The sequence below is a fragment of the Micromonospora sp. NPDC048986 genome, from assembly GCF_040649335.1.
In the GTDB taxonomy this organism is placed as follows: Bacteria; Actinomycetota; Actinomycetes; order Mycobacteriales; family Micromonosporaceae; genus Micromonospora; species Micromonospora alfalfae.
Window position 1 is genome coordinate 120,805 of sequence record NZ_JBEZFJ010000008.1, and the last position, 25,221, is coordinate 146,025.

Consider the following 25,221-nt stretch of genomic DNA (forward strand, 5'->3'; position numbering starts at 1 on the left):
TCAGTTCGCCCCCAGGTCGTTCAGCGCCTTCTCCGCGCCGCGGTGCAGCGGCACCGGCAGGGTCCTGCGGGCCTTTTCCAGCGAGATCCCCTTGGCCGCCGGGTTGGCCTGGGCCAGGGCGTCGCGCTTGTCGAACACGGTGCGGGTGATCGCGCAGGCGACGTTGGCGTCCAGGTCCTTGCGGACCAACAGGACGTTGGGTACGACGATGGTCGGGGTGTCGGTCGCCGTCCGGTACGCGTCCCGTCCGATCGTGCCTTCCTGATAGCCGGGGCTCAACGCTGTCATCTTCGGCAGCAACGGTGAGACGTCGACGAGCTTCACGCGGTCGCCGGCAGTGGTGAACAGGTCGGTGAGGCCACCGGTGGGCAGACCACCGGACCAGAAGAAGCCGTCGACGCTGCCGTCCTTGATCCCCTCGACAGTCTTGGTCAGGTCCAGTCGCTGCGCCCGGATGTCAGTGGCCGGGTCGAGGCCGGCGGCCTCCAACAGCCGGTTGGCGATCACCTCCGTGCCGGACTTCGGTGAACCGGTGGAGATCCGCTTGCCCCGCATGTCGGCCACCGAGGTGATCCCGGAGTCGTTGCGGACCACCACCTGGGTGTAGTTGTCGTAGATGCGGGTCAGCGCCTCCACCGGCTGCGGCGCGGTGAAGCTGCCCTTGCCCTCCACCGCGTTGACAGCCGTGTCGAACAGCGAGAACGCCACGTCGTACTGGCCACCGACCAGTTGTTCGACGTTCTGCACCGACGCGCCGGTCTCGGCGGCGGTGCCGGTGAGCTTGCCACCGGTCGCCCCGGACAACTGCCCGGCCAGGGCGTTGCCGACCACGTAGTAGACGCCTGTCGCGTTGCCGGTGGCGATGCCGACGCGGGTCTCCCGGGTCACCTCGCACGTCACAGCACTGGCCGCGTCGTCAGTCGCCGCGCCGCCCTGCTGACCGCCGCAACCCGCGGCACCGACAGTGACGAGGGCGAGCACGCTCAGGCCCGCCGCGAGCCGTACGTCGATTCGTCTCACAGTTGTTCCTCCACAGGATTGGCTGGTGGTCCGGACGGTGACCGGCCGGCGGCGCCGCGTCGGATGAACACGCCCGCCGCCGCGACGACGGCCAGTGCCGCGCCGACAGTGACCGGCACTGGTTCGAGCCAGAGCAATGTGACACCGGCGAGGGCGCCCAGCACCCGTTCCGGTGCGCCGGCCGGGCCCACCCCGGGCAGCCAGCCACCGGCGGCGACGGCGAGCACCGCCACGCTGAGCGCTGTGACTCCGGCGGCGAAGGCGATCCGTTGGACGCCACCGATGCCGAGCAGACCGAGCCCGGCCGGCGTGATGACGAACGCGATCGGGGTCAGGTACGCCGGCAGCGCGTACCGCAGGGTCTGCCACATGGTCGGCACCAGCCGGCCGCCGGTGACCGCGGCGGCGGCCACCGCGGCGAGCGCGGTCGGTGGGGACACCTCGGACAGCACCGCGAAGTAGAAGACGAACATCGCCGCCGCCGGCGCGGTGACGCCCAGGTCGAGCAGGGCCGGACCGACGATCACCCAACCGATCACGAACGACGCGGTGACCGGCACGGCCAGGCCCAGCAGGCTGAGCGCGACGGCGGCGAGCAGCGCGGTGAGCACCAGCACCAGCGTCGGGTCCGACGTGGCCGCCTGCGCCCCACCGATCAGCAGCGCCGCCGCCTGCGGTCCGAGGCCGGTCTTCGTCGTGGTCGCCGTGATGATGCCGGCGGCGGCGCAGACCGCTGTGACGGCGAGGACGCCGCGTACGCCGGTGACGAGCGCTGTCACCAGCCGGCCCGGGGTGAGTCGGTGCGCGCGGTCCTCGTTCCTGGGGGCCAGGAAGGACAACGCGACGGTGAGCACGATGGCGTAGACGACGGCCCTCGTCGCGGACACGCCGACCGCGAGGAGGACGATGATGGCGATCAGTGAGGCGAAGTGGTACCCGAACCGGGTCAGCAGCCGCCAGGGCGAGCCGACGTCGATCACCACCGGGCGTACGCCGGACCGGCGCGCGTCGATCTCCACGGCGAGCAGGATGCCGAGGTAGTAGAGCACCGTCGGCACCGTCGCCCAGCCCAGCACCTGGAGGTACGAGACGCCCAGGTACTCGGCGATGATGAACGCTGCCGCGCCCAGTGTGGGTGGGGACAGGATGGCGCCCACCCCGGCCGCGGCCAGCATGCCGCCGGCCCGCTCCGGCGGGTAACCGGCGCGGCGCAGCAGCGGCCAGGTGACAGCGCCGATGCTCACCGTCGTCGCCGCGCCGGAACCGGAGACGGTGCCGAGCAGGAAACCCGAGGCCACCGCCGTACGGCCGGCGGCGGTACGGGAACGTCGGAACGCCGCCGCCGACAACTCGACGAAGAACCGCCCGGCCCCGGACAACTCCAGCACCGCGCCGTAGATGGTGAACAGCACGATGTACGAGGCGGCCACGTCGAGCGGTGTGCCGTAGAAGCCGCTGTCGGAGTTGTAGAACGCGTCGATCAGTTGACTGAAGTCGAGCCCGGCGTGCGCGACCGGCCAGGACTGCGGCAACAACCCGCCGTAGTAGCCGTAGCCGAGGAACAGCAGGCAGACCGCCGGCAGGATCCAACCGGTGGCACGTCGGCACGCTTCCAGCAGCAGGAGCAGCAGGATGGTGCCGAGCACCAGATCCGTCGGCGTCAGCAGGCCCTGCCGGTCGAGGAACGCGTTGTAGCCGCCGCCACCGCTGCCGATCCGGATCGGCAGGACGGGGTAGAGACAGGCGGCGACCGCCAGGACGACCAGAGCCCAGTCGGTCACTGTGGGCCCCGACGACACGAGTGCCGGGGTGCCCCTGTCGCTGTCGGTGGCCCCGGCGCGACTGGCGCCTCGTCGCCAGGAGCGTAGGCGGGCCGGCAGCCGCAGGTCGGCCGGGTAGGCGAGGAAGACCAGCGGGAGTACGCCGGCCAGGAAGATGATCAGGTAATACTTGCTGCCCTGCGACAGCGGGCGGAACACCTGCCACAGGGCGAGAGCGCCGACCGCCAGCGCCGCCGCGGTGAGGAGCAGGCCCGCCGGCCCGGAGAGCACCCGTCCCGGTTTCTCGTCCTCGAACTGGGCGGCCAGGTCCCGCGTCGCCCGCTCGGCGGCACCGGGCCCGCTCGTGGTGTCGGGCTCGCTCGTGGTGCCGGGCTCGGCCGAGTTGGGCTCGGTCGCGGGGGTGGTGGGGTTGGGCGGGTGGGCGCTGCCGGGTCCGTCGGGCTCTGCCGGCTCGACTCCCGACCGTGGTCGGGGTGGCCCGCCGCCGGGCGTCGCTGCGGGCCCATCAACGGCAGAGTTGGCTGGTCGCGCAGGTGACGGCGAACCATCGGGGGAGCTGATGGGCGACACGAGAGGACGATACACGTCGATCAGCTGACCGGTGGGGCATTGATCGGTGTTTCGCCGTCGGTGGTATGGGCATGTCGGCGGACGGCCGGTCGCCGGCGGATATGTGGGTGGAGGGGTGTCGGACCCGGCGGTTAGGGTCGGGCGGTGACTTCGGGGCGACCACTGATTCAGGCACGCGGGCTGGTGAAGCGGTTCGGCGATTTCACCGCCGTGGACGGCATTGATGTCGAGGTGCTCCCGGGTGAGGCGTTCGGTTTCCTCGGGCCCAACGGCGCGGGCAAGTCGTCCACCATGCGGATGGTCGGCTGCATCTCCCCACCCAGCGGCGGTGAGTTGCGCATCCTCGACATGGATCCGGTGGCTGACGGGCCGGCGATCCGGGCGCGTCTCGGGGTGTGCCCCCAGCTGGACAATCTCGATCCGGAGCTGACCGTCCGGGAAAACCTCACCGTCTACGCCCGCTACTTCGGCATCTCCCGGCGGGCGGCCCGGGAGCGCGCCGCCGAGCTGCTCGACTTCGTCCAGCTCACCGAGCGGGCCGACAGCAAGGTCGAGCCGCTGTCCGGTGGGATGAAGCGTCGGCTGACCATCGCCCGCGCGCTGGTGAACGACCCGGAGATCGTGCTGCTCGACGAGCCGACCACCGGGCTCGACCCGCAGGCCCGGCACCTGGTGTGGGAGCGGCTGTTCCGGCTCAAGCAGCAGGGCGTCACGCTGGTGCTCACCACGCACTACATGGACGAGGCCGAGCAGCTCTGTGATCGCCTGGTGGTGATGGACGGCGGCCGGATCGTCGCGGAGGGCTCGCCCCGGGCGCTGATCGAGCAGCACTCGACCCGTGAGGTGGTCGAGCTGCGCTTCGCCGCCGAGTCGCAGGAACCGTTCGCCGGCAAGCTCGACGGGCTGGGGGAGCGGGTCGAGGTGTTGCCCGACCGGGTCCTGCTCTACGTGCCCGACGGCGACGCGGCGGTCGCCGAGGTCACCGCGCTGGGGCTCCAGCCGGCGAACGTGCTGGTCCGGCGCAGTGGCCTGGAGGACGTCTTCCTGCACCTGACCGGCCGCACCCTGGTCGACTGACGGGCAACGATCACCGCTCGACTGCCTTTGATCTTGGGCGTAACATCGCCGAGCCGAATCAGTGAACTCACCGAGTCGGCTTCCGACCACGGGGGTTTCATGTCTGATCTGGTGACCGCCAACCGACGTCAGGCCGGGCTGACCGCCCTCTACCTGGGCATCTTCGCGATGGTGTGGTTCAGTGTGCCGGCGGCGGAACAACCGCTGCGCGCCCTGCTCGTGGTGGGCAGCATCGTCGCACTGCTCGCCGCCGTGCTGGGCGGTGTGCTGTCCGCCCGACTGCGGGATGCCGGCAGCCCGCGAGACCGGGCCGCCGACCGTCCGTACCTGCTCATCGTCGTGGCCGAGTTCGCCGCCGCCGGGCTGGGTGCCGCCGTGCTGGTCGCGGCCAACTGGTCCGAGTACGTTCCGGTGCTGGTCTGCCTGGTGGTCGGTCTGCACTTCTTCCCGCTCGCCCCGCTCCTGCGGGATCCGTTGCTTCGCCCGCTCGGTGCCGCGCTGTGCCTGGTGGCGGTGGCGGGCCTCGTCACCGGCCTCGCCTCGGCGGTCTCGGCCGGGCTGGTGGTCGGTGTCGGCGCGGGAGTGCTGCTGCTCGCCTACGCCGTGCAGGCGCTGGTCCGCGCGTACCGACCGGCCTGACCGGCTGCCAACGAATCGCCGTTCAACGGGCTCTGGCCCAGGTGAGGAATCGGTCGGTCAGTCGGTCCTGACCGGCCTGGCCGGCGAGATCCCCGGCCGCCTCGTAGAGCAACGCGGCGAGGTAGATGAGCAGGCCGATCCGGTCCTCGCGGTACTCGCCGAGCAGCGCCAGTCGGGCCGGCGAGCAGGGCCACGCCGCGCCGCAGACCCGGCAGCGCCAGGACGGGCGTGCCGCCACGTGCGGGCGGTACCGCGGCATCAGTGCCAGCCGCCGTGATGAGCCGACCAGGTCAGTCGCACGAGCGAACCTCCATCGGGTGGGTGGGAGCGCCCCGGATCGGGGGTCACGGGGCGCTCCCGGCCTGGTTCCGCCCGCCGTCTGGATCCCGTGAGCGGTTCCGCTACGTGACAGTCTGGTGAGGATCCGACTACGGTGGGAGCTTCCGCACGCCGACGACCAGCGCGTACGGCGATCGGCCCGGCACGGTACGGGAATGTACGGGGGTTGTCCGTGGAAGGTTCGTCCATGCTGGAGCACTTCGCCGAGGAGCTGCGACTGGCCCGCGCCGCCAACGGGATGTCGCAGGCGACGCTGGCCGAGGCGTTGAGCTATTCCGGGGCGCTGGTCGCCAAGGTGGAGACATCCGAGCGCCGGCCAAGCCTGGACTTCGCCCGCCGGTGTGACGCCGTGTTCGCTGTCGACGGTCGGTTCGAACGCATCCAGCGGCGGATCAGCCGGGAGGCCGTGGTGCCGTGGTTCCGCGACTGGGCCGGCATCGAGCAGGAGACCACCGCGCTGCGGTGGTATGAGCCGCTCTACGTGCCGGGTCTGGTGCAGACCGAGGGGTACGCCCGCGCCATCCTGGCCGGTGCGGGGCTCTTCGTGGCGGAAGAGGTCGAGCAGCAGGTGACCGCCCGGCTCGATCGGCAGAGCGTGCTCACCCGCGACCGGCCGCCGCTGCTCAGTATGGTCGTCGACGAGTACGCGCTGCGTCGCCACGTCGGCGGGCCGGAGGTGATGCGCGAGCAGTTGCGGCACCTGGTGAAGCTCGGCTCGGCCCTGCCCCGGGTCCGAATCCAGGTCGTGCCGCTGTCGGCAGGTGCGTACGCTGGGCTCGATGGTCCCTTCGTGATCGCCACCGCAGCGAGCGGCGAAGATGTGGTCTTCCTGGACGGGCAGCGCCACGGGCAGGTGATCGACCGCGCCGAGTACGTCCGGCAGATGGTCGAGGTGTGGGAGTCGATCCGCGGTGAGGCACTATCGCAGCAGCAGTCCCTCGACCTGATCGCGGAAGTGGCGGAGACATGGAGCTGACCGGCGCCCGGTGGCGCAAGAGCACTCGCAGCAACGGCAGCGGCGGTGCCTGTGTGGAGGTTGCCAGCAACCTGCCTGGGCTGGTGGCCGTGCGTGATTCCAAGGACCCGACCGGCCCCCTGCTCGTCTTCCCATCTGGGGCGTGGCGCGCATTCGTCGAGTCCGGCGCCGTTCGCCGGTAGATAGCGGCCACGCCGTCAAGATCCACTCGGTTTTCAGGAAATCGGGGCATCAGGGCGGCTCCGACACCGCGACTTCCTGAAAACCGAGTCGATCAACAAGCGGGCCCCAGGGCGACGTGGCGAAACCCGGGCGACGTGGCGAAACCCGGGCGACACGTCGGCGGGGTCGTCGTAGGGTGACCGGCGGTCTGTCGTACCCCGGGGGTAGACAGGTCGTGGTGGCCGGCGCGGTGGGCGGGGTGATCGGGTGAGTGTGGCGGGATCGGCGCGGTTCCCATGGGTGCCGGCGTACGCGGTGTTCGAGCACTACCTGGTGGGGCTGCGGCGCACCTGGCGGGCCGGGGTGTTCTCCTCGTTCCTGCTGCCGGTGCTGACCGTCCTCGGGTTCGGGGTGGGCGTCGGCGCCTACATCGACCAGGGCGTCGACGGGGTTCGTTACCTTGACTGGCTGGTCCCCGGGCTGATCGCCTCGACCGCGCTCCAGGTGACAGTCGGTGACTCGACCTGGCCGGTGTTCAGCAACTTCCAGTGGGTCAAGATCTACTTCGCGCAGGGCGCGTCACCGCTGCGGGTGGGCGACATCGTGGCCGGGCACCTGGCCTTCGTGCTGTTCCGGGTGCTCAGCACCATCGCGGCGTTCCTGCTGGTCACCGGGCTGTTCGGGGCGCTGCGGTCGCCGTGGGCGGTGGTCACCCTGCCGGTGGTGGCGTTGCTCGGGCTGGCCGTCGCCGCGCCGACCTTCGCGTACGCCGCGTCGGTGTCCAGCGACAACTGGCTGGCGATGCTGTTCCGGTTCGCGGTCATCCCGATGACGCTCTTCGCCGGGGTGTTCTTTCCGGTCGAGTCGCTGCCCGAGGCGCTGCGCTGGCTGGCGTACGCGACGCCGTTGTGGCACGCAGTGGACCTGTGCCGCGCGGCCACGCTCGGCGTCGCCCCACAGTGGTCGATCGTCGGGCACCTGCTCTACCTGGCCGCCTGGGCGGTCGCCGGCTGGTTGCTGGCGGTGCGCGCGTTCCGTCGCAAGCTCGTCGTCTAGCCGAGCTGGTCCGGCGGCCGAGCTGGTCCGGCGGCCGAGCGGGCCCCAACTGACTCGTCGTCTGAAGATCAAGCAGAGAGGGTGTCGTGGTCACGCTGATCCTGCCCCGGCTGGTCGACGTCTCCGCCGCGTCCCGGCGGTCGGCGTCGGTGGCCGGGCGCAACGTCGCGGCGCTGAAGTCGGTCTACTGGCTGCTGCTGCTCTCCGGCTTCGTGGAGCCGCTGCTCTACCTGCTCTCCATCGGGGTGGGCGTCGGCGCGCTGGTCGGCGACCTGCCGCTGCCCGACGGGCGGCTGGTCTCGTACGCCGAGTTCGTGGCCCCGGCGATGCTCGCCGCCTCGGCGATGACCGGGGTGCTCGCGGAGACCACATTCAATTTCTTCGGCAAGATGAAGTACATGAAGCTGTACGACGGGATGATCGCCACCCCGGTACGGCCGTTCGAGATCGCAGTCGGCGAGTTGGCCTGGGCGATGATGCGGGGCAGCGCCTACTCTGCGGCGTTCCTCGGCGTGATGGTCGCGCTGAAGTTGACCAGCGTCAGCCGGGCGCTGACCGCACTTCCGGCCGCCGTGCTGGTCGGGTTCGCGTTCGGGGCGCTCGGTATGGCGATCTCCACCTTCATGCGTAGCTGGCAGGATTTTGACCTGGTGGGCTCCGCGCAGTTCACGCTCTTCCTCTTCTCCGGCACCTTCGTGCCGGCACAGGCCTATCCGACAGTGCTGCACTGGCTCGTCGAGATCACCCCGCTGTACCGGTCGGTGCACCTGATCCGGGGGGTCGCGCTGGGCAGTGGTGGTTGGTTCTGGCTGCTCGACGTGCTCTACCTCGTGGCGATGGTGGCGGTCGGCCTGCTGGTGGCTTCTCGCCGAATGGCGAGGTTGCTCTACAAGTAGGGGTTATCCGCGCCCGTCGACGGGGCATGTCCGGAGGTGACACCGCCGACCAGGAGGAGGGGCGATGGCCTCGGACGAGTCTTCCGCCCAGCGTGAGCGGGAGCGTGATCCCGCCACCACGCCGGTCGGGCCCGACGCGGGCCCGGACAGCCCCACCGACCTGCCCGGCAGCGGCTGGAAGGCGGCGATGCGCCGGACGATCACCGAATTCCAGGACGACAGCCTGACCGACTGGGCCGCGGCGCTGACCTACTACGGGGTGCTGTCCATCTTCCCCGGCGTGTTGGTGCTGATCTCCCTGCTCGGCCTGCTCGGCGAGAGCGCCACCGAGGGCGTCAAGGACACGGTCAACCAGGCGGTGCCGAACGACAGCATCCAGAAGATCATCAACGAGGCGATCGGCACCGCGGACCGCAACGCCAGCCTCGCCAGCCTCGCCGCGATCGTCGGTCTGGTGGCGGCGTTCTGGTCGGCCTCCGGTTACGTCGGTGCGTTCATGCGCGCCTCCAACACCATCTACGACGTGCCGGAGGGTCGGCCGATCTGGAAGACGCTGCCGATCCGACTCGGCGTGACAGCGGTGATCGGGGTGCTGCTGCTGGCCAGCGCGGTGATAGTGGTCTTCACCGGCCGCCTCGCCGAATCGGTGGGTGATGTGATCGGCCTCGGCTCGACGGCGGTCGCGGTGTGGGACGTCGCGAAGTGGCCGGTGCTGCTGATCCTGGTCAGCCTGATGTTCGCGATCCTCTACTGGGCCTCGCCCAACGCGCGACACGGCGGCTTCCGCTGGGTCAGCCCGGGCGGGGTGCTGGCAGTGGTGATCTGGCTGGTGATCTCCGGCCTGTTCGCCTTCTACGTGAGCAACTTCGGTTCGTACGACAAGACGTACGGGACGCTCGCCGGGGTGATCATCTTCCTGGTCTGGCTCTGGCTGAGCAACATCGCGATCCTGCTCGGGGCGGAGTTCGACGCCGAGCTGGAGCGCGGGCGCGCCATCGCGGCCGGCCACGCTGTGGACGACGAGCCGTACGTCGAGCTGCGCGACGACCGCAAGCTCCGCAAGAAGCGCAACTCAGCCGACCGCCGCTGACGGTCCCCGCACCGATCGCCCCGCCACCGAGGTTCGGCTGGCGGGGCGTTTGCGTGTCCGTCGATGGAACTGCGGGCGAGGGAGCGCGGGCCGTCCGTGATCCTTTCCTTGATCGACTAGTAGCTTTTGTTCTTTCGGACAAAAGTTGGTCTCGGAACGGTTGAAGCTCTGGACAGGCGGCGTGGAACGCTCCTACTGTGTCGGACACAACACATCGGCATTGCGTCGATGTGAACGCTGCCAAAGAAGAGGGGGCCCGGGTGCGCACCGTCGACCCCCTGCACGTGCGCCTGTTGCGGCTGCTCCGCGACGAGGGTGCCGTGTCCCGGGCCGAGCTGGGCGACCGGCTCCAGATGCCACGTCCACGCATGCTGGCCGAGCTGGATCGCCTGGTGACGCTGGGTTATGTGGCCGAGGCCGGGCTCGCCGCATCTCGAGGTGGGCGTCGCTCGACTCTTGTCGAGCTGAACCCGAAGCTGCGCTTCGCCGCCGTCGACCTCGGCGCCAGTTCGATGGACGTCGAGGTGGTCAACGGCCGCCTCGAACCGGTGGCCCACTACGCCGAGTCAGCCGACATCCGCAACGGCCCGAAGGTGACCCTGCAACGGGTCAACGAACTGCTGCACAAGGCCCGGGTCGACGGCGCGTACGAGCGACTGGACGCGGTCGGCATCGGCGTACCAGGCCCGGTCAGCTTCCGCGACGGCGTTCCGGTCTCGCCCCCGATCATGCCCGGCTGGGACCGGTTCCCGGTGCGTGAGCTGCTCAGCCGGGAGCACGGCTGCCCGGCGGTGGTCGACAACGACGTCAACATCATGGCGATCGGCGAGCGACACGGTGGGGTCGCCCACTCGGTGGACGACTTCCTCTTCGTGAAGATCGGCACCGGCATCGGGTGCGGCATCTACCTCACCGGCGAGGTCTACCGGGGCACCGACGGCTGCGCCGGCGACATCGGGCACATCCAGGTCGACTCGCACGGTCCGATGTGCTCCTGCGGCAACGTCGGCTGCCTGGAGGCGCTGTTCAGCGGCGCCGCGCTGGCCAAGGACGCCGCAGCCGCCGCCCGCAGTGGCACGTCGCCGGCGCTGGCCGAGCGGCTGGCGCTGCGGGGTGTCGTGACCGCGCTGGACGTCGCCGAGGGCGCCGTCGAGGGCGACGTGACCTGCATCCAGTTGATCCGGGACGGCGGACGGCGGGTCGGCGGAGTGCTCGCCGGCCTGGTCAGCTTCACCAACCCGTCCATGATCGTGATCGGTGGCGGGCTGGCCCAGCTGGGCCACATCCTGCTCGCCGAGATCCGCAGTGTGGTCTACCGCCGGTCGCTGCCGCTGGCCACCGGCAACCTTCCCGTCGTCCTGTCCGAGCTGGGCGGCCGTGCCGGTGTCACCGGCGCTGCGGTGCTCGCGAGCGACGTCGCCTTCGGGGAAGCCGCATGAAGCTGTTCGAGATTCCGTCGTGAGCGAGGAGGAGACTGTGGCTCTGCCCGAGGATGACCCCGCCACCGCGTCGGCCGAGGCCGTCGCCGAGGCGCCGCTGGTCGAGGCTCCCGCCGACACCGTCGCGGGCGAGGTGGTCCTGCGCCTCACCGATCTGGTGAAGACCTTCCCCGGCGTACGCGCGCTCGACGGCGTGCAGCTGGAGGTGCGTGCCGGCGAGGTGCACTGCCTGCTCGGGCAGAACGGCGCCGGCAAGTCCACCCTCATCAAGGTGCTCGCCGGGGTGCACCAACCAGATTCCGGGCAGGTGGAGTGGCGCGGTGAGCCGGCCACGTTCGCCAACCCGCAGGCCGCCATGAAGGCGGGCATCGCCACCATCTACCAGGAGCTCGACCTCGTCGAGGATCTGTCGGTGGCGGAGAACGCGTTCCTCGGGCACGAGTACCGCAACTTCGGTTTCGTCCGGCGCGGCCGGATGGCCCGGCACACCCGCCAGATCCTCAGCCGGCTCGGCCACGGTGAGATTCCGCCGGGGCGGATGGTCCGGTCCCTGCCGGCGGCCGGCAAGCAGATCGTCAGCATGGCGCGGGCGCTGTCGCACGAGGCCCGACTGATCATCATGGACGAGCCGAGCGCGGTGCTGGCCCACGACGAGGTCGGCAACCTGTTCCGGATCATCCGAGAGTTGACCGCGCAGGGCATCGCGGTCATCTACATCTCCCACCGCTTGGAGGAGATCCGCGAGATCGGCGACCGGGTCACCGTACTCAAGGACGGCCGGACCACGGCGGCGAACCTGCCGGCGCGCGACACCCCGACCCGCGACCTGGTGAGCCGGATGACCGGCCGCACCATCGAGTACGTCTTCCCGGACCGGCCGACCGACGACTCCGCGGGTGCCGACCTGCTCCAGGTGCAGGGGTTGACCCGCACCGGCGAGTTCGCCGACGTGTCGCTGAACGTGCGTGCCGGCGAGATCGTCGGCATCGCGGGGCTGGTCGGCTCCGGTCGTTCCGAACTGCTGGAGACGATCTACGGTGCCCGCCTCCCGGAGGCCGGCACCGTGCAGATGGACGGAAAGGTCCTGCGGCCCGGTGTCGGCGCGGCGGTTCGCGCCGGCATGGGAATGGCCCCGGAGGAACGCAAGAGCCAGGCGCTGCTGCTCGGCGAGCCGATCTACCGCAACGTCACGCTGGCCACCTTCGGCCGGTACGCGCGGCTCGGCTTCACCAACGCCGCCAAGGAACGCGCCGAGGCGGACCGGATCGCGGAGACCCTTGAGCTGCGGCCCCGGGACGTCGACCGGCCGGTACGCACGCTGTCCGGCGGCAACCAGCAGAAGGTGGTGGTCGGGCGTTGGCTGCTCGGCGGCACCAAGCTGCTGCTTCTCGACGAGCCGACCCGGGGCGTGGACGTGGGCGCCCGGGCCGAGCTCTACCAGGTCATCCGATCATTGGCCGCTCAGGGCGTGGGGGTGCTGCTGGTCTCCAGCGAGGTGCCCGAGGTGCTGGGTCTGGCCGACCGGGTGCTGGTGATGCGGGAAGGGCGGGTCGTCCGCGAAGCCGCGGCCGGCGAACTCGACGAGAACACTGTGCTTGACCTCGTGATGGCGGGGTCCTTGATGGAAGGCGCACCGGCATGAGCGACGCGACTCCCACTCCCACCGCGACACCGGAGCGCCCGCAGCTTCCGGCGCAGTCGCCGCCGGTGGACCCGGCGGAGACGGCGGTGGCCGATAACAAGGCAGGATCCGGGCGCAAGCTCTCCTGGTGGCGGGGTGACGGTGGCGACGGCGCCAAGCGCAACCTCGGCCTGATCGGGGTGCTCGCCGCGCTCATCGTGGTCGGCGCGGTCACCAAGCCCGACCTGTACGGCGACCCGAACTGGGTCTGGAACAACGTCCTGGCCATTCTCCAGTTGGCCTCGGTCGTCGGCGTGGTCACCGTCGGGATGACCTTCGTGATCATCGGCGGTGGCATCGACCTGTCGGTCGGCGCGATCGTCGCGCTGGCCGGGGTCTGGTGCACAACGGTGGCCACCCAGAGCTACGGCGCCGGCGGCATGATCTTCGCCGCCCTCGCGGTCGGCATCTGCGTCGGCCTCGTCAACGGTGTGCTCATCTCGTACGGGCGGCTGGTCCCCTTCATCGCGACGCTCGCGATGCTGGTGGCCGCGCGAGGGCTCGCGGCATCGATCTCCAACAAGCAGACCCAGGTGTCGAGCAGCACCTTCATCAACGACATCGCTGCCCGCAAGGTGATCGGGATCCCGATCCTGGTCTACATCCTCGGCGCTGTCGTGCTGGCCGGTTGGGTGGTGCTCAACCGCACCACCTTCGGCCGGCGGACCATCGCCGTCGGCGGTAACCCCGAAGCGGCCCGGCTGGCCGGCATCAACGTCCGGCGGCACACCATGCTGCTCTACGCGCTCTCCGGTCTCTGCTGCGGTATCGCCGCCATCATGCTCACCTCACAGGCGACCTCGGCGCAGGCGGCGATGGCGAACCTGTACGAGTTGGACGCGATCGCCGCGGCGATCATCGGCGGGACGCTGCTCAGCGGCGGCCGGGGCACCATCGTCGGCTCGCTGCTCGGCGTCATCATCTTCGCCACCATCACGAACCTCTTCGCCATCAACGGCCTCTCCATCGAGGCGCAGAACATGGTCAAGGGCGGCATCATCGTCGCCGCCGTCCTGGTCCAGCAGTTCCAGTTCAAGTCCGTCACTCGGCTCCTCGCGCGGAACAGGGTCACCACCGCAACCTGACGCACCGCACCGTTGTCCTGGCGACGTCGAGAAACTCGACGGTGGCCGGGCCCCGCACACCCTCAATAAGTCAAATCCCGCTCCCAGGAGGTCATTAATGACCCAGCACAGTCGCGACCTGTCGCGCCGCCGGTTGCTCTTCGGTGGAGCCGCAGTGGGCGCTGCCACCCTCCTCACTGCCTGCACCAGCAACGAGACCCCGGCTGCCAGCACCCAGACCAAGGCCGCCGGAAACAGCGAAGGCAACAACGCCCCCGGCAAGAAGGTCGTCATCGGCTTCTCCGCCCCGGCCGCCGACCACGGCTGGATGGGCGCGATCCACGCCAACGCCAAGGCGCAGGCGGCTGCCTACTCGGACGTGGAGTTCAAGGAGGTCGACGGTGGGTCGAACTCCGAGGCCCAGCGCTCCACGCTCGGCACCCTGATCGCCCAGAAGCCGGACATCATCGTCGTGCTGCCGCACGACGGCAAGGAGGTCAACGCTGTTGCCCTCCAGGCGATGCAGGCCGGCATCCCGATCGTGAACCTCGACCGGGCGTTCCCCGACGCACTGGCCTCGCGGCTGGTCATCAAGGGCGACAACTACGGCATGGGCGTCTCGGCCGGGCACTACATCGGCAAGATGCTCAAGGACAAGGGCGTCGCCAACCCGGTCATCGGTGAGATCGCCGGTCTGGAGATCCCGCTGACCGTCGAGCGCAGCGAGGGCTTCAAGGCCGCCCTGGCGACCTACGGGTTCACGGTGAAGAACCGTCGTTCGGCCGAGTTCACCTCGGACAGCGGCCAGCGTGAGGCGTCCCAGCTGCTCCAGGCGCTGCCGAAGATCGACGCCATCTGGAACCACGACGACGACCAGGGCATCGGTGTGCTCGCGGCCATCAAGCAGGCCAACCGGTCGGAGTTCTTCATGGTCGGCGGCGCGGGCTCCAAGCTCGCGATCGACGCCATCAAGGCCGACAACACCGTGCTGAAGGCCACTGTCACCTACAACCCGTCGATGGCCTCCTCGGCGGTCTCGCTCGCGCGGCTCATCGCGCAGGGTCGGGGCCTGGGCGACCTGACGGAGCTGCAGGTGCCCAAGGAAGTGACCCTGGCCTCGGAGACGATCACCAAGGAGAACGCGAGCAGCTACGACAAGCTCGGGTTCTGACATATCGGGGGGAGACCCACCTTGTCCACGACAGACAAAGAACTGCGGGTCGGCATGGTCGGCTACGCGTTCATGGGCGCCGCGCACTCACAGGCGTGGCGCACAGTGAACCGCGTCTTCGACCTGCCGGCGCGGGCCCGGATGGCGTTGATCTGCGGCCGAGACACAGCGAAGGTGGCTGACGCCGCCGACACACTCGGCTGGGACGCGTACACCACCGACTGGCGTGACCTGATCAACCGGGACGACATCGACGTGGTCGACATCTGCACCCCGGGCGACAGTCACGCCGAGATCGCTCTCGCCGCGTTGGCCGCGGGCAAGCACGTTCTGTGCGAGAAGCCGTTGGCCAACTCGGTGGAGGAGGCACGGGCGATGACCGCTGCTGCGGACGCCGCTCGGGCTGCCGGAGTGCGGTCGATGTGCGGGTTCAACTACCGCCGGGTCCCCGCGGTCACGATGATGCGCCAGTTGGTCGCCGACGGACGGCTCGGGGTGATTCGACACGTCCGTGCGACGTACCTGCAGGACTGGATCGTGGACCCGCAGTTCCCGCTGGTCTGGCGGTTGCAGAAGGACAGGGCGGGCTCCGGCGCGCTCGGCGACATCGGTGCGCACATCATCGACCTGACCCAGTTCGTCACGGGTCAGCGGATCAGCGGCGTCAGCGCGGTCACCGAGACCTTCGTCAAGGAGCGGCCGTTGCCGGCCGAGTCGAGCGGTCTGGCGGCCTCGGTGGACGGCCACGCGGCGCCCACCGGGACGGTCACCGTCGACGACGCCGCGGTCTTCGTGGCGCGACTCGACGGTGGCGCTCTGGCCACGTACGAGGCGAGTCGGTTCGCGACCGGCCGTAAGAACGCGTTGCGCGTCGAGATCAACGGCTCGCTGGGCAGTGTGGTCTTCGACCTGGAGCGCCTCAACGAGCTGGAGTTCTACGACGCGACCCGTCCGGCTGTGGAGCAGGGCTTCAGCCGCATCCTGGTGACCGAGGGCGAGCACCCGTACATGTCGGCGTGGTGGCCCCCGGGCCACATCATCGGCTACGAGCACTCGTTCACGCACGAGATGCGCGATTTCATCGAGGCGGTCGCCACCGGTGTCGACCCGACTCCCTCCTTCGCCGACGCGTTGCAGGTCCAGCTGGTGCTGGACGCGGTGGCCCGCTCGGCGGAGCTCGGCTCATCCTGGGCCGAGGTGGAACCGACGCTGACCGCGGCGGCCCTCTGACCATTGACCATCCGCGACGGCGGTGTTCGCACCGCCATCGCCCGACCGGCTTTCCGAAGTCGACCGGCGAGGGACCAGCCACGGATTGCGCCCCGTGGCCGGGACAGAGGTCGGCATCGGAGAGCGTGCAGCCGGGCCACACGGCCCGGTGGCGCACGAGCAGGACGGTCGTCCGGTGCGACCGGACCGGGATTCCCCGGCCGCACCGGAGGACCGCCACCACCGGTGACCTCCGGAGGACCTGATGACACCGCCCGCCGCCGCCCCCACCCGTACCGCATCCGCTCGCCGGTTCCCGGCGGGTAGTGGTTCGGTCGGTGTTCCGGTGGGCGCGGTGGCCTGAGACGCCCGGCCGGGGCATGCCAATGCCCCGACCGGCCGGATGCGGGGGAGGCAGGGTCGAGACGCCGACCCGACCCTGCCTACCAGCCCCGTCTGCTCGCACCTGCCGGGATCCGGTCCGTCGTCGTCGCCGCCGACGCCGACGTCGGAAGCCGGTGCTGTTCCGGTGCGGGGCGAGCGGACGGGGCCCATCCACCCGGCCCGAAAACTTTACGAAACACGGCCGTATCTTTCCGAAACATATTCTGATATTCCTATATTTAGCGGTACCGACGGTTCCTCGTGAATGGGGAAGGAGCACCATGCGAACAGGTGTCTGGCTGGTAGGAGCGCGCGGTTCCGTCGCGACCACCAGCATCGTCGGGGGGCTCGCGCTGCGGGCCGGCCTGGCCGGGCCCACCGGCTGCGTCACCGAGCTTCCCGAGCTGCGCGGCCCGGCCCTGCCGACGTTCGCCGACCTGGTCTTCGGCGGACACGACCTGGCCAGCACTCCGCTGTGCAAGCGCGCCGAGGCCCTTGCTGACGCCGGTGTCATCCCGTGGCGGCTGGTCGCCGCGCTCCGCGACGAGTTGAGCGTGGTCGAGCAGGAGCTGCGCCCGGCGCCGGTCGGCGACACCCAGGCCGACCGGGCCGAGGCCGTGGTCCGCGACCTGATCAGCTTCCGCGAGCGGCACGAGTTGGACCGGGTCGTGGTGGTCAACGTCTCCGCCACCGAGCCGGCCCCTCGACCGCACCCCGCGCACGCCGACCCGGCCGCGCTACGCGCCGCCCTCGACGGCCCGGACGAGGTGCTGCCGGTCAGCTCCCTCTACGCGTACGCCGCGGTGCTCGCCGGCTGCCCGTACGTCGACTTCACCCCGTCCACCGGGCTGCGGCTGCCGGCGCTGGCCGCGCTGGCCGAGGAGGCCCGACTGCCGTACGCCGGGCACGACGGCAAGACCGGGGAGACCCTGGTCAAGTCGGTGCTCGCGCCGATGTTCGCGATGCGCAACCTGGCAGTGGGCTCCTGGTCCGGGGTCAACCTGCTCGGCGGTGGCGACGGCGCCACCCTCGCCGACCCGGCCGCGAACGCGGCGAAGGTGCAGAGCAAGCAGCGGGTGCTCGGCGAGACGCTGGGCTACGTCCCGCAGGGCGGCACCCGCATCGAGTACGTCGAGGAGCTGGGCGACTTCAAGACCGCCTGGGATCTGATCACCTTCAGCGGATTCCTCGGCACCGGCATGCGGATGGAGTTCACCTGGCACGGCTGCGACTCCGCGCTGGCCGCGCCGCTGGTGCTCGACCTGGCCCGACTCACCGCCGCCGCGCACGCCGCCGGGCAGGTGGGGCCGCTGGCCGACCTGGGCTTCTTCTTCAAGGACCCGCTGGGCACGCCCACCCACTCGCTGGGCGAGCAGTGGGCCCGGCTGACCGCCTTCACCCGGCGACTGCACGGTGGGGACGGTGCCCATGACAACGTTGGCTGATCTCGCCGAGCTGGTCCGAGCGCCAGCCGCGCTCTCGGTGCCCGGTGACGTGATCGCCGGGGCCGCGGCGGCCGGCGCGTTGAGCCCGCGTACCCCGGCCCTGGCAGGCGCCTCGGTGCTGCTCTACTGGGCCGGCATGGCCGCCAACGACTGGGCCGACCGGCGTCTGGACGCCGAGGAACGGCCCGAGCGGCCGATCCCGAGCGGGCGGGTCAGCCCGGCCGCCGCCGTCGGTCTCGCGGCGGGCCTCACGGCCGCCGGCGTGGGCCTGGCCGCCGCCGTGGGCGGTCGCCGCGCCGCCGCGCTCGCCGTGCCGCTGGCCGCCACCATCTGGGGGTACGACCTGCTGGCCAAGAACACCGCCGCCGGCCCGGCCGTGATGGCCGCCTGCCGGGGGCTGGACGTGCTGCTCGGCGCGTCCGGTGGCCGGATGACCCGGGCGTTGCCGGCGGCTGCCACAGTCGCCGCGCACACCTGGACGGTCACCGCGCTGTCCCGCCGGGAGGTCACCGGCGCCGACGCCACCCTGCCGATGCGTACCCTCGCCGGCACCGCGCTGGTCGCCGCCAGTGCCGCCGTCGCCGTGCCGGGCGCTCGACGCGCAGCTCTCCGAACGACGAACCAGACCGGGGCCACCGACCGGGCCGAGACCGTCGATGTGACCGGCGTGCGCGCTGGTCGCAGCCGATCGGCCACGATCGCGGCGGCGCTGCCCGCAGTGCTGGCCGGCTGGTACGCCGCCCGGTACGGCGCGGCCCAGGCCGAGGTCGTCCGGGACCCGTCGGCCGGGCGGGTCCGCGCGGCCGTCGGCGCCGGGATCACCGGGTTGCCGGCCCTCCAGGGAGCCCTGACCGCACGGGGTGGAGCGGGTCTGCTCGGGGTGGCCGTCGCGGCGGCCGCGCCGCTGGGTCGACGGCTGGCCCGGAAGGTCTCCCCGACATGAGCGTCCCCGAGCCCCGGCCCGGTGCGTCGGCAGTCGACGCCACCACGCTGCGCCTCGGGTACGGCACCAACGGCTTCGCCAACCACCGCCTCGACGACGCGCTCGCCGTCATCGCCGACCTCGGCTACGACGGGGTGGCGCTCACCCTTGACCACGACCACCTGGACCCGTTCGCGCCCGGGCTCACCCGCCGGGTCGCAGCGGTCGGCCGCCGGTTGGAGTCGCTGGGTCTGGCGGTGGTCATCGAAACCGGTGCCCGCTACCTGCTCGACCCGTGGCAGAAGCACGCCCCGACGTTGCTGCACGACGACCCGACCCGGCGGATCGAGTTCCTGCGCCGGGCCGTGCGGATCGGTGCCGACCTGGGCGCGGAGGCGGTCTCGTTCTGGGCCGGTGTCCGACCCGAGGCGGTGTCACAGCAGTGCGCCTGGGACCGGTTGGTGGCCGGCTGCGCCACAGTGCTCGACGCGGCCGACACCGCCGGGGTCACCGTCGGCTTCGAACCGGAGCCGGGCATGCTGGTGCAGGACATCGCGAACTGGCGTCGGTTGCACGCCGCACTCGGCAACCCGGCCCTTTTCGGCATCACCCTCGACATCGGCCACTGCCGGTGCCTGGAGCCCTGGCCGGTGCCGCAGTGCGTCGCCGAGGTGGCCGACCACCTGGTCAACGTGCAGATCGACGACATGCGCCGGGGCGTGCACGAGCACCTGGAGTTCGGCGTCGGCGAGATCGACTTCCCGCCGGTGCTGGCCGCCCTGGCCGAGGCCGGCTACCGCGGCCTGGTCGCCGTCGAGCTGCCCCGCGACTCGCACGCCGCACCAGACGTGGCCGCCCGGTCCATCGAGTTCCTGCGCGCCGCCGCCGCGACGGCCACCGATTGCCACCCTGCCAGCGTCCTTTGCTCTGCACCCGCCGAGGCGACACCCACTGAAGAGGCCCCGGCGCATATGTAGGTGCAGAGCAAAGGACGCGCTCGGGCACCTACGGAGCCGCACAGCAGCACGAGGGAGGAGACGGGATGACACCGGATTCACTACGGGCCGCGCTGGGAGGCGTACCCGATCCCGATTGGCTGGACACGGCGCTGCGCCGGGTCACCACCGAGCCCACCGCGATTACCCGGCTCTTTCCCGCCGTCGGCCGACGCTGCGGGCGGGCCGCGCTGCCCGACGCCCCCGGCTGGACCGCCGACGACGCGGCCCGGGTGCTGCTGCTCACCAGCCTCCCCGGCGAGCACGCCGGGTACGCCGAGCGCCTCTACCAGCACGGTGACGCGGCCGAACGACGAGCCGTGCTGCGCGCCCTGCCGCTGCTGCCGATCGGCGCCGACGGGGTTCCGTTGCTGCACGACGCGATCCGGACCAACGACACCAGGCTGGTCGCCGCCGCGCTCGGCCCGTACGCCCGGCACCTCGACCAGGCCGCCTGGCGGCAGGCGGTGCTCAAGTGCGTGTTCAGCGGCGTCCCGCTGGCCAACGTGGCCGATCTGGACGCCCGGGCCGACAGCGAGCTGACCGCGATGCTGGCCGCGCTTGCCGCCGAACGGCACGCCGCCGGCCGGGAGTTGCCCGCCGACGCCAACGACCTGCTCCACCGGCTCACCGCCGCACTGCCCCGGGAGGCGTGAATGCGCATCTTCGACCCCCACATCCACATGACCTCACGCACCACCGACGACTACGAACGGATGGCCGCCGCCGGAGTGCGCGCGGTGGTGGAGCCGGCGTTCTGGCTGGGTCAGCCGCGCACCAGCGCCGCCTCGTTCACCGACTACTTCGACTCGCTGATCGGCTGGGAGCCGTTCCGGGCCGGGCAGTTCGGGGTGCGCCACTTCGCCACCATCGCCCTGAACCCCAAGGAGGCCAACGACCCGCGCTGCCGGCCGGTCCTCGACCTGCTGCCCCGCTACCTGGACAAGGACGCGGTGGTGGCGGTCGGCGAGATCGGGTACGACTCGATGACGCCCGAGGAGGACGAGGCTTTCGCTGCGCAACTCGCCCTCGCTGTGGCGTACGACCTGCCGGCGCTGGTGCACACCCCGCACCGGGACAAGGCGCGCGGCTGCGAGCGGACCCTCGCCGTGGTCGCCGAGTCCGGCATCGACGCGGGTCGGGTGGTGGTCGACCACCTCAACGAGGTGACGGTGAAGCTAGTCCGCGACAGCGGCTGCTGGCTGGGTTTCTCCATCTACCCGGACACCAAGATGACCCCGCAGCGGATGGTGGAGTTGCTGCGGGAGTACGGCACGGAACGGATGCTGGTCAACTCGGCAGCCGACTGGGGTCGCTCCGACCCGCTGCTGACCCGGGCCACCGGCGAGGCGATGCTCGCGGCGGGTTTCACCGACGACGACGTCGACAGGGTGCTGTGGCGAAACCCCGTGGAGTTCTACGGGCAGTCGGGGCGGCTCGACCTCAGCGACCTGGACGCAGCCGCCGCGGTGGACCCGCAGACGGGCAACTCGATCCTGCGCGGCGGCAGCTGATGCGGCTGCGACATGCCGGCGGCGAGACCGTCCACCTGAGCTACTGCACGAACGTGCACCCGGCCGAGGACCTCGCCGGCATCCTCGGTCAACTGGACACCTACGCGGTGCCGGTCCGCGAGACGCTCGGCAGCGACCTGCTCGGGCTCGGCCTGTGGCTGGCCGCCCCGGTCGCCGCGGAGCTGGCCGCCGACCCGACATTACGCCGCCGGTTGCGCACCGAGCTGGACGCGCGCGGCCTGGAGGTGGTCACCCTCAATGGTTTCCCGTACGCGGCCTTCCAGGCCCCGGTGGTCAAGCAGGACGTGTACCACCCGGACTGGACCACCGAGCAGCGCCTGACCTACACCCTCAACCTGGCCCGGGTGCTCGCCGACCTGCTGCCCGACGACGCCGCCCGAGGTTCGATCTCCACGCTGCCGCTGGCCTGGCGTCAACCGTGGGACACCGGCCGGGCCGACGCGGCCCGACGCCGACTGGACCAGCTCGCCGCCGGCCTGGCCGACGTGCAGCAGGACACCGGCCGTGAGGTGCGCGTCGCCTTCGAGCCGGAGCCCGGCTGTGTGGTGGAGAGCACCGGTCAGGCGGCCGAGCTGCTGTCCGGGATGGACACCGAACGCCTGGGTGTCTGCGTCGACCTGGCCCACCTGGCCTGCGCCTGGGAGGAGCCGGCCGAGGCGCTGCACCGACTGCGGGCGGCCGGACTGCCGGTGGTGAAGGTGCAGGTCTCAGCCGCTGTCGAGGCCGCCGACCCGGAGGGCGGGGCCGAGGCGTTGCGCCGCTGGGTGGAGCCGCGCTTCCTGCACCAGACCCGGGGCGCCGGTTGCGCCGGCCTGGCCGACCCGGCCGACCCGACGTACGCGGCCGACGACCTGGACGAGGCGCTGGACCGGGCGCTGCCCGGGCCGTGGCGGGTGCACTACCACGTGCCGCTGCACGCCCCACCCGAGGAGCCGCTCGGCTCGACCCTGCCGGTGCTTCGCACGGCCCTGAGAGCGCTCTTCGACGGCCCGACCGCCGGCTGCGACCACCTCGACGTCGAGACGTACACCTGGGGGGTGCTGCCCGCCGCCCGACGGCCCGGCACCGACGCGGAGCTGGCCGCCGGCATCGCCGCGGAGCTGGCCTTCGCCCGGGACGAACTGGTCGGCCTCGGCCTGACCGCAGAGCGAACCGTGAGTATGGGAGTGACGCGATGAGCCGGCGACTGGTGGTCCTCGACGTGGTGGGGTTGACCCCCCGACTACTGGCGCACATGCCTCGGCTGCGGGGGGTCGCCGACGGCGGCTTCCGGGCCGAGCTGGGCACCGTGCTGCCCGCCGTGACCTGCTCGGTGCAGTCCACCTTCCTCACCGGCGAGCAGCCCAGCGGGCACGGGATCGTCGGCAACGGTTGGTACTTCCGGGAGCTGGGCGAGGTGCTGCTGTGGCGGCAGCACAACGCGCTGGTCGGCGGGGACAAGCTCTGGCAGGCCGCCCGCCGGGCCGAACCCGGCTACACGGTGGCCAACGTCTGCTGGTGGTACGCGATGGGCGCCGACGTCAACTGGACGGTGACGCCACGCCCGGTCTACTACGCCGACGGGCGCAAGGAGCCGGACTGCTACACCGACCCGCCGGAGCTGCACGACGCGCTCACCGGGCGGCTGGGCACCTTCCCGCTCTTCACCTACTGGGGGCCGACGGCCGGGTTGCCCTCGTCGCGGTGGATCTGCCAGGCGGCCGAGCAGATCCTCGCCGACGTGTCACCCGACCTGACCCTGGTCTACGTCCCGCACCTGGACTACGACCTGCAACGCTTCGGTCCCTCGTCGGCCGAGGCCGCCGCGGCGGCAGCCGAGCTGGACGCGGTGCTCGGCCCGCTCCTGGACGCCGCCCGAGCCCGGGACGCCACGGTGGTGGTGCTGTCGGAGTACGGCATCACCGACGTGTCCCGGCCGGTGGACGTCAACCGGTTGCTGCGCGCCGAGGGCCTGTTGCGGGTGCACACCCAGGCGGGCATGGAGTACCTCGACCCGTGGACGTCGAAGGCGTTCGCTGTCGCCGACCACCAGATCGCGCACGTCTACGTCAAGGATCCGGCCGACGTTCCGGCGGTGGCGAAACTCTGCGCCAACCTGCCCGGGGTGGCCGAGGTGCTCGACGCCGAGGGCAAGGCCGCACACGGGCTGGACCATCCGCGCGCCGGTGAGCTGGTGCTGGTGGCCGAGCCGGACGCCTGGTTCACCTACTACTACTGGCTGGACGACGCCCAGGCGCCGGACTTCGCCAGGCTCGTGGAGATTCACCGGAAGCCGGGCTACGACCCGGCCGAGTTGTTCTTCGACCCGGCCAACCCCGGTGCCGCGAAGGCCCGCGCCGGGGTCGCCCTGGCCCGCAAGAAGCTCGGCATGCGGTACCTGATGAGCGCGGTCGGGCTCGATGCCGGGGCGCGGGCGGTGCGGGGCTCGCACGGGCGGCTGCCGGACGACCCGGCGGACGGCCCGGTGCTGCTCTGCTCCGACCCGACCGCAGCCCGGGAGAAGATCGCGGCGACCGAGGTCAAGGCGCTGCTGCTGGAGTTGGCCGGGTTGAGCCCCGGCGGTGCCGGCGCGTCGGGGGAGGGCTCATGACGGTCACCGTCGCGCCCACCGACGCCAGCGAACTGCGGGCGCGCTTCGACGCGGAGCTGGCCGGGTTTCTCAGCCGGCAGGGCCCGGACTGGCCGGACGGAGCGCCGCGGGGCGTCTTCACCGCGCTGCAACGGTTCGTGCTGGCCGGTGGCAAACGGTTGCGCCCGCTCTTCTGCTACTGGGGCTGGCGCGGCGCGGGGGCGGCCGACGGCACCCCGATCGTGGTGGCCGCCGCGGCTCTGGAGCTGTTCCACGCGTTCGCGCTGATCCACGACGACATCCTGGACGGCAGCGACCGCCGCCGGGGTGAGCCGTCGGTGCACCGGCTCTTCGCCGACCTGCACGCCCGCTCGTCGTGGCGCGGTGACCCCGAGGCGTACGGCCGCAACACGGCACTGCTCTGCGGGGACCTCTGTGCGGCCTGGTCGGATCAGATGTTCCACGAGTGCGGGCTGAGCACCGAGCAGGTGCACCGGGGGTACGGCGTGTTCGCGCTGATGCGTACCGAGGTGATCGCGGGGGAGTACCTGGACCTGGTCTCCGGTGTGGGTGACGGCTCGGTGGCCAGCGCCCTCACCGTGATCCGGATGAAGGCTGCCCGGTACACGGTCACCCGGCCGTTGCAGATCGGTGCGGCCCTGGCCGGCGCGGGGCAGGAGCTGATCGCCGCGTTGGGCGAGTTCGGTGACCCGCTGGGTGACGCGTTCCAGCTCCGCGACGACGTCCTGGGTGTGTTCGGTGACCCGGCGGTGACCGGGAAGTCGGTCCTGGACGACCTGCGTGAGGGCAAGCCCACGGTGATGATGGCGCTGGCCCGTAGCGCCGCCGACCGGACGCAGACCGTCCGGCTGCGGGAGCTGTTCGGCAACCCGGCCTTGGACGCCGAGGGCGCGGCGGAGCTGCGCGACATCATCGAGGCGACCGGTGCGCGGAAGCGGATCGAGCAGATGATCCGGGTCCGGACCGAGGCCGCGCTCTCCGCCCTGCAGAACGCCATGGTGGCCGATGAGGCCCGCGCGGCCCTGGTTGCGCTGGCCGGGCAGGCGATCGACCGACGCGCCTGACCGGCGACTTTCGATCAGATCGACAAAAGTTGATGCTGAACCGCCGGAAGGTATGGACACATCGACACGTGCGACTTAGTGTCGTGACCAACACGACAATGTTTCGTCGAGGTGAA

General features: G+C 71.1%; 23 protein-coding genes. 20 read left to right on the forward strand and 3 right to left on the reverse strand.

Features of this window, described 5'->3' with window-relative positions; all coding sequences use genetic code 11:
- Together AB0B94_RS18000 and AB0B94_RS18005 are read right to left on the reverse strand one after the other, a co-directional pair.
- Positions 1-1,020 (reverse strand): TAXI family TRAP transporter solute-binding subunit, encoded by a 1,020-nt coding sequence (locus AB0B94_RS18000; RefSeq protein WP_357280641.1) that lies wholly within the window; start codon positions 1,018-1,020, stop codon positions 1-3.
- A complete protein-coding gene (locus AB0B94_RS18005; protein ID WP_357280645.1) occupies positions 1,017-3,371 on the reverse strand; it encodes a TRAP transporter fused permease subunit in 2,355 nt (784 codons plus the stop codon). Before AB0B94_RS18005 ends, AB0B94_RS18000 begins: the two co-directional genes overlap by 4 nt.
- A 144-nt stretch (positions 3,372-3,515) precedes the next feature.
- Between AB0B94_RS18005 and AB0B94_RS18010 the strand changes: the two genes are divergently transcribed.
- Both AB0B94_RS18010 and AB0B94_RS18015 read left to right on the forward strand, forming a co-directional pair.
- Positions 3,516-4,448, forward strand: coding sequence for an ABC transporter ATP-binding protein (locus AB0B94_RS18010; RefSeq protein ID WP_357280650.1), 933 nt, complete (start codon positions 3,516-3,518; stop codon positions 4,446-4,448).
- Positions 4,449-4,547: 99 nt separating this feature from the next.
- On the forward strand, positions 4,548-5,087 hold the full coding sequence (locus tag AB0B94_RS18015) for a hypothetical protein (RefSeq protein WP_357280653.1): 540 nt from the start codon (positions 4,548-4,550) through the stop codon (positions 5,085-5,087).
- A gap of 22 nt (positions 5,088-5,109) precedes the next feature.
- On the opposite strand, the gene AB0B94_RS18020 is transcribed toward AB0B94_RS18015, so the two are convergent.
- Positions 5,110-5,346 (reverse strand): flavin reductase, encoded by a 237-nt coding sequence (locus tag AB0B94_RS18020; RefSeq protein WP_357280656.1) that lies wholly within the window; start codon positions 5,344-5,346, stop codon positions 5,110-5,112.
- A gap of 267 nt (positions 5,347-5,613) precedes the next feature.
- Between AB0B94_RS18020 and AB0B94_RS18025 the strand changes: the two genes are divergently transcribed.
- From AB0B94_RS18025 to AB0B94_RS18110, 18 genes are all read left to right on the forward strand, one after another.
- Positions 5,614-6,402: a helix-turn-helix transcriptional regulator gene (locus tag AB0B94_RS18025; RefSeq protein WP_357280659.1), complete on the forward strand. Its 789-nt coding sequence runs from the start codon at positions 5,614-5,616 to the stop codon at positions 6,400-6,402.
- Complete coding sequence (locus tag AB0B94_RS18030) at positions 6,393-6,584, forward strand: DUF397 domain-containing protein (RefSeq protein ID WP_357280663.1); 192 nt, start codon at positions 6,393-6,395, stop codon at positions 6,582-6,584. The genes AB0B94_RS18025 and AB0B94_RS18030 overlap by 10 nt, the downstream gene beginning before the upstream one ends.
- A gap of 247 nt (positions 6,585-6,831) precedes the next feature.
- Complete coding sequence (locus tag AB0B94_RS18035) at positions 6,832-7,620, forward strand: ABC transporter permease (protein WP_357280667.1); 789 nt, start codon at positions 6,832-6,834, stop codon at positions 7,618-7,620.
- Between the two features lie 86 nt (positions 7,621-7,706).
- Positions 7,707-8,516, forward strand: a complete 810-nt coding sequence (locus AB0B94_RS18040) for an ABC transporter permease (RefSeq protein ID WP_357280671.1) — start codon at positions 7,707-7,709, stop codon at positions 8,514-8,516.
- Between the two features lie 64 nt (positions 8,517-8,580).
- A complete protein-coding gene (locus AB0B94_RS18045; RefSeq protein ID WP_357280674.1) occupies positions 8,581-9,606 on the forward strand; it encodes a YihY/virulence factor BrkB family protein in 1,026 nt (341 codons plus the stop codon).
- A gap of 260 nt (positions 9,607-9,866) precedes the next feature.
- Entirely contained in the window at positions 9,867-11,045 is a 1,179-nt protein-coding gene (locus AB0B94_RS18050) for an ROK family protein (protein ID WP_357280679.1), read from the forward strand.
- Between the two features lie 133 nt (positions 11,046-11,178).
- Complete coding sequence (locus AB0B94_RS18055) at positions 11,179-12,687, forward strand: sugar ABC transporter ATP-binding protein (RefSeq protein WP_357281403.1); 1,509 nt, start codon at positions 11,179-11,181, stop codon at positions 12,685-12,687.
- A complete protein-coding gene (locus AB0B94_RS18060) occupies positions 12,684-13,811 on the forward strand; it encodes an ABC transporter permease (protein ID WP_357280683.1) in 1,128 nt (375 codons plus the stop codon). Before AB0B94_RS18055 ends, AB0B94_RS18060 begins: the two co-directional genes overlap by 4 nt.
- 97 nt (positions 13,812-13,908) lie before the next feature.
- A complete protein-coding gene (locus tag AB0B94_RS18065) occupies positions 13,909-14,961 on the forward strand; it encodes a substrate-binding domain-containing protein (protein WP_112590389.1) in 1,053 nt (350 codons plus the stop codon).
- Between the two features lie 21 nt (positions 14,962-14,982).
- Entirely contained in the window at positions 14,983-16,191 is a 1,209-nt protein-coding gene (locus AB0B94_RS18070) for a Gfo/Idh/MocA family oxidoreductase (RefSeq protein WP_357280688.1), read from the forward strand.
- A gap of 644 nt (positions 16,192-16,835) precedes the next feature.
- Positions 16,836-17,999, forward strand: coding sequence for an inositol-3-phosphate synthase (locus AB0B94_RS18075; protein ID WP_357280693.1), 1,164 nt, complete (start codon positions 16,836-16,838; stop codon positions 17,997-17,999).
- The gene (locus tag AB0B94_RS18080) at positions 17,983-18,942 is read left to right on the forward strand and encodes an SCO3242 family prenyltransferase (protein WP_357280696.1); all 960 of its coding nucleotides are present in this window, start codon (positions 17,983-17,985) and stop codon (positions 18,940-18,942) included. Before AB0B94_RS18075 ends, AB0B94_RS18080 begins: the two co-directional genes overlap by 17 nt.
- Positions 18,939-19,898, forward strand: a complete 960-nt coding sequence (locus AB0B94_RS18085) for a sugar phosphate isomerase/epimerase family protein (protein WP_357280700.1) — start codon at positions 18,939-18,941, stop codon at positions 19,896-19,898. Before AB0B94_RS18080 ends, AB0B94_RS18085 begins: the two co-directional genes overlap by 4 nt.
- A gap of 65 nt (positions 19,899-19,963) precedes the next feature.
- Positions 19,964-20,572, forward strand: a complete 609-nt coding sequence (locus AB0B94_RS18090) for an EboA domain-containing protein (protein ID WP_357280703.1) — start codon at positions 19,964-19,966, stop codon at positions 20,570-20,572.
- Positions 20,573-21,430, forward strand: coding sequence for a TatD family hydrolase (locus tag AB0B94_RS18095; RefSeq protein ID WP_357280708.1), 858 nt, complete (start codon positions 20,573-20,575; stop codon positions 21,428-21,430).
- On the forward strand, positions 21,430-22,629 hold the full coding sequence (gene eboE / locus AB0B94_RS18100; protein WP_357280712.1) for a metabolite traffic protein EboE: 1,200 nt from the start codon (positions 21,430-21,432) through the stop codon (positions 22,627-22,629). Before AB0B94_RS18095 ends, eboE begins: the two co-directional genes overlap by 1 nt.
- A complete protein-coding gene (locus AB0B94_RS18105) occupies positions 22,626-24,041 on the forward strand; it encodes a nucleotide pyrophosphatase/phosphodiesterase family protein (protein ID WP_357280716.1) in 1,416 nt (471 codons plus the stop codon). The genes eboE and AB0B94_RS18105 overlap by 4 nt, the downstream gene beginning before the upstream one ends.
- Positions 24,038-25,105 (forward strand): polyprenyl synthetase family protein, encoded by a 1,068-nt coding sequence (locus tag AB0B94_RS18110; RefSeq protein WP_357280720.1) that lies wholly within the window; start codon positions 24,038-24,040, stop codon positions 25,103-25,105. Before AB0B94_RS18105 ends, AB0B94_RS18110 begins: the two co-directional genes overlap by 4 nt.
- Positions 25,106-25,221 lie beyond the last annotated feature (116 nt).

What these genes read in the sequence shown, in the direction of transcription:
- AB0B94_RS18015 (WP_357280653.1), top strand. Translation starts at nt 4,548, where the DNA reads ATGTCTGATCTGGTGACCGCCAACCGACGTCAGGCCGGGCTGACCGCC.
- AB0B94_RS18020 (WP_357280656.1), bottom strand. Translation starts at nt 5,346, where the DNA reads ATGCCGCGGTACCGCCCGCACGTGGCGGCACGCCCGTCCTGGCGCTGC.
- AB0B94_RS18025 (WP_357280659.1), top strand. Translation starts at nt 5,614, where the DNA reads ATGCTGGAGCACTTCGCCGAGGAGCTGCGACTGGCCCGCGCCGCCAAC.
- AB0B94_RS18030 (WP_357280663.1), top strand. Translation starts at nt 6,393, where the DNA reads ATGGAGCTGACCGGCGCCCGGTGGCGCAAGAGCACTCGCAGCAACGGC.
- AB0B94_RS18045 (WP_357280674.1), top strand. Translation starts at nt 8,581, where the DNA reads ATGGCCTCGGACGAGTCTTCCGCCCAGCGTGAGCGGGAGCGTGATCCC.
- AB0B94_RS18060 (WP_357280683.1), top strand. Translation starts at nt 12,684, where the DNA reads ATGAGCGACGCGACTCCCACTCCCACCGCGACACCGGAGCGCCCGCAG.
- AB0B94_RS18065 (WP_112590389.1), top strand. Translation starts at nt 13,909, where the DNA reads ATGACCCAGCACAGTCGCGACCTGTCGCGCCGCCGGTTGCTCTTCGGT.
- AB0B94_RS18075 (WP_357280693.1), top strand. Translation starts at nt 16,836, where the DNA reads ATGCGAACAGGTGTCTGGCTGGTAGGAGCGCGCGGTTCCGTCGCGACC.
- AB0B94_RS18080 (WP_357280696.1), top strand. Translation starts at nt 17,983, where the DNA reads ATGACAACGTTGGCTGATCTCGCCGAGCTGGTCCGAGCGCCAGCCGCG.
- AB0B94_RS18085 (WP_357280700.1), top strand. Translation starts at nt 18,939, where the DNA reads ATGAGCGTCCCCGAGCCCCGGCCCGGTGCGTCGGCAGTCGACGCCACC.
- AB0B94_RS18090 (WP_357280703.1), top strand. Translation starts at nt 19,964, where the DNA reads ATGACACCGGATTCACTACGGGCCGCGCTGGGAGGCGTACCCGATCCC.
- AB0B94_RS18095 (WP_357280708.1), top strand. Translation starts at nt 20,573, where the DNA reads ATGCGCATCTTCGACCCCCACATCCACATGACCTCACGCACCACCGAC.
- eboE (WP_357280712.1), top strand. Translation starts at nt 21,430, where the DNA reads ATGCGGCTGCGACATGCCGGCGGCGAGACCGTCCACCTGAGCTACTGC.
- AB0B94_RS18105 (WP_357280716.1), top strand. Translation starts at nt 22,626, where the DNA reads ATGAGCCGGCGACTGGTGGTCCTCGACGTGGTGGGGTTGACCCCCCGA.
- AB0B94_RS18110 (WP_357280720.1), top strand. Translation starts at nt 24,038, where the DNA reads ATGACGGTCACCGTCGCGCCCACCGACGCCAGCGAACTGCGGGCGCGC.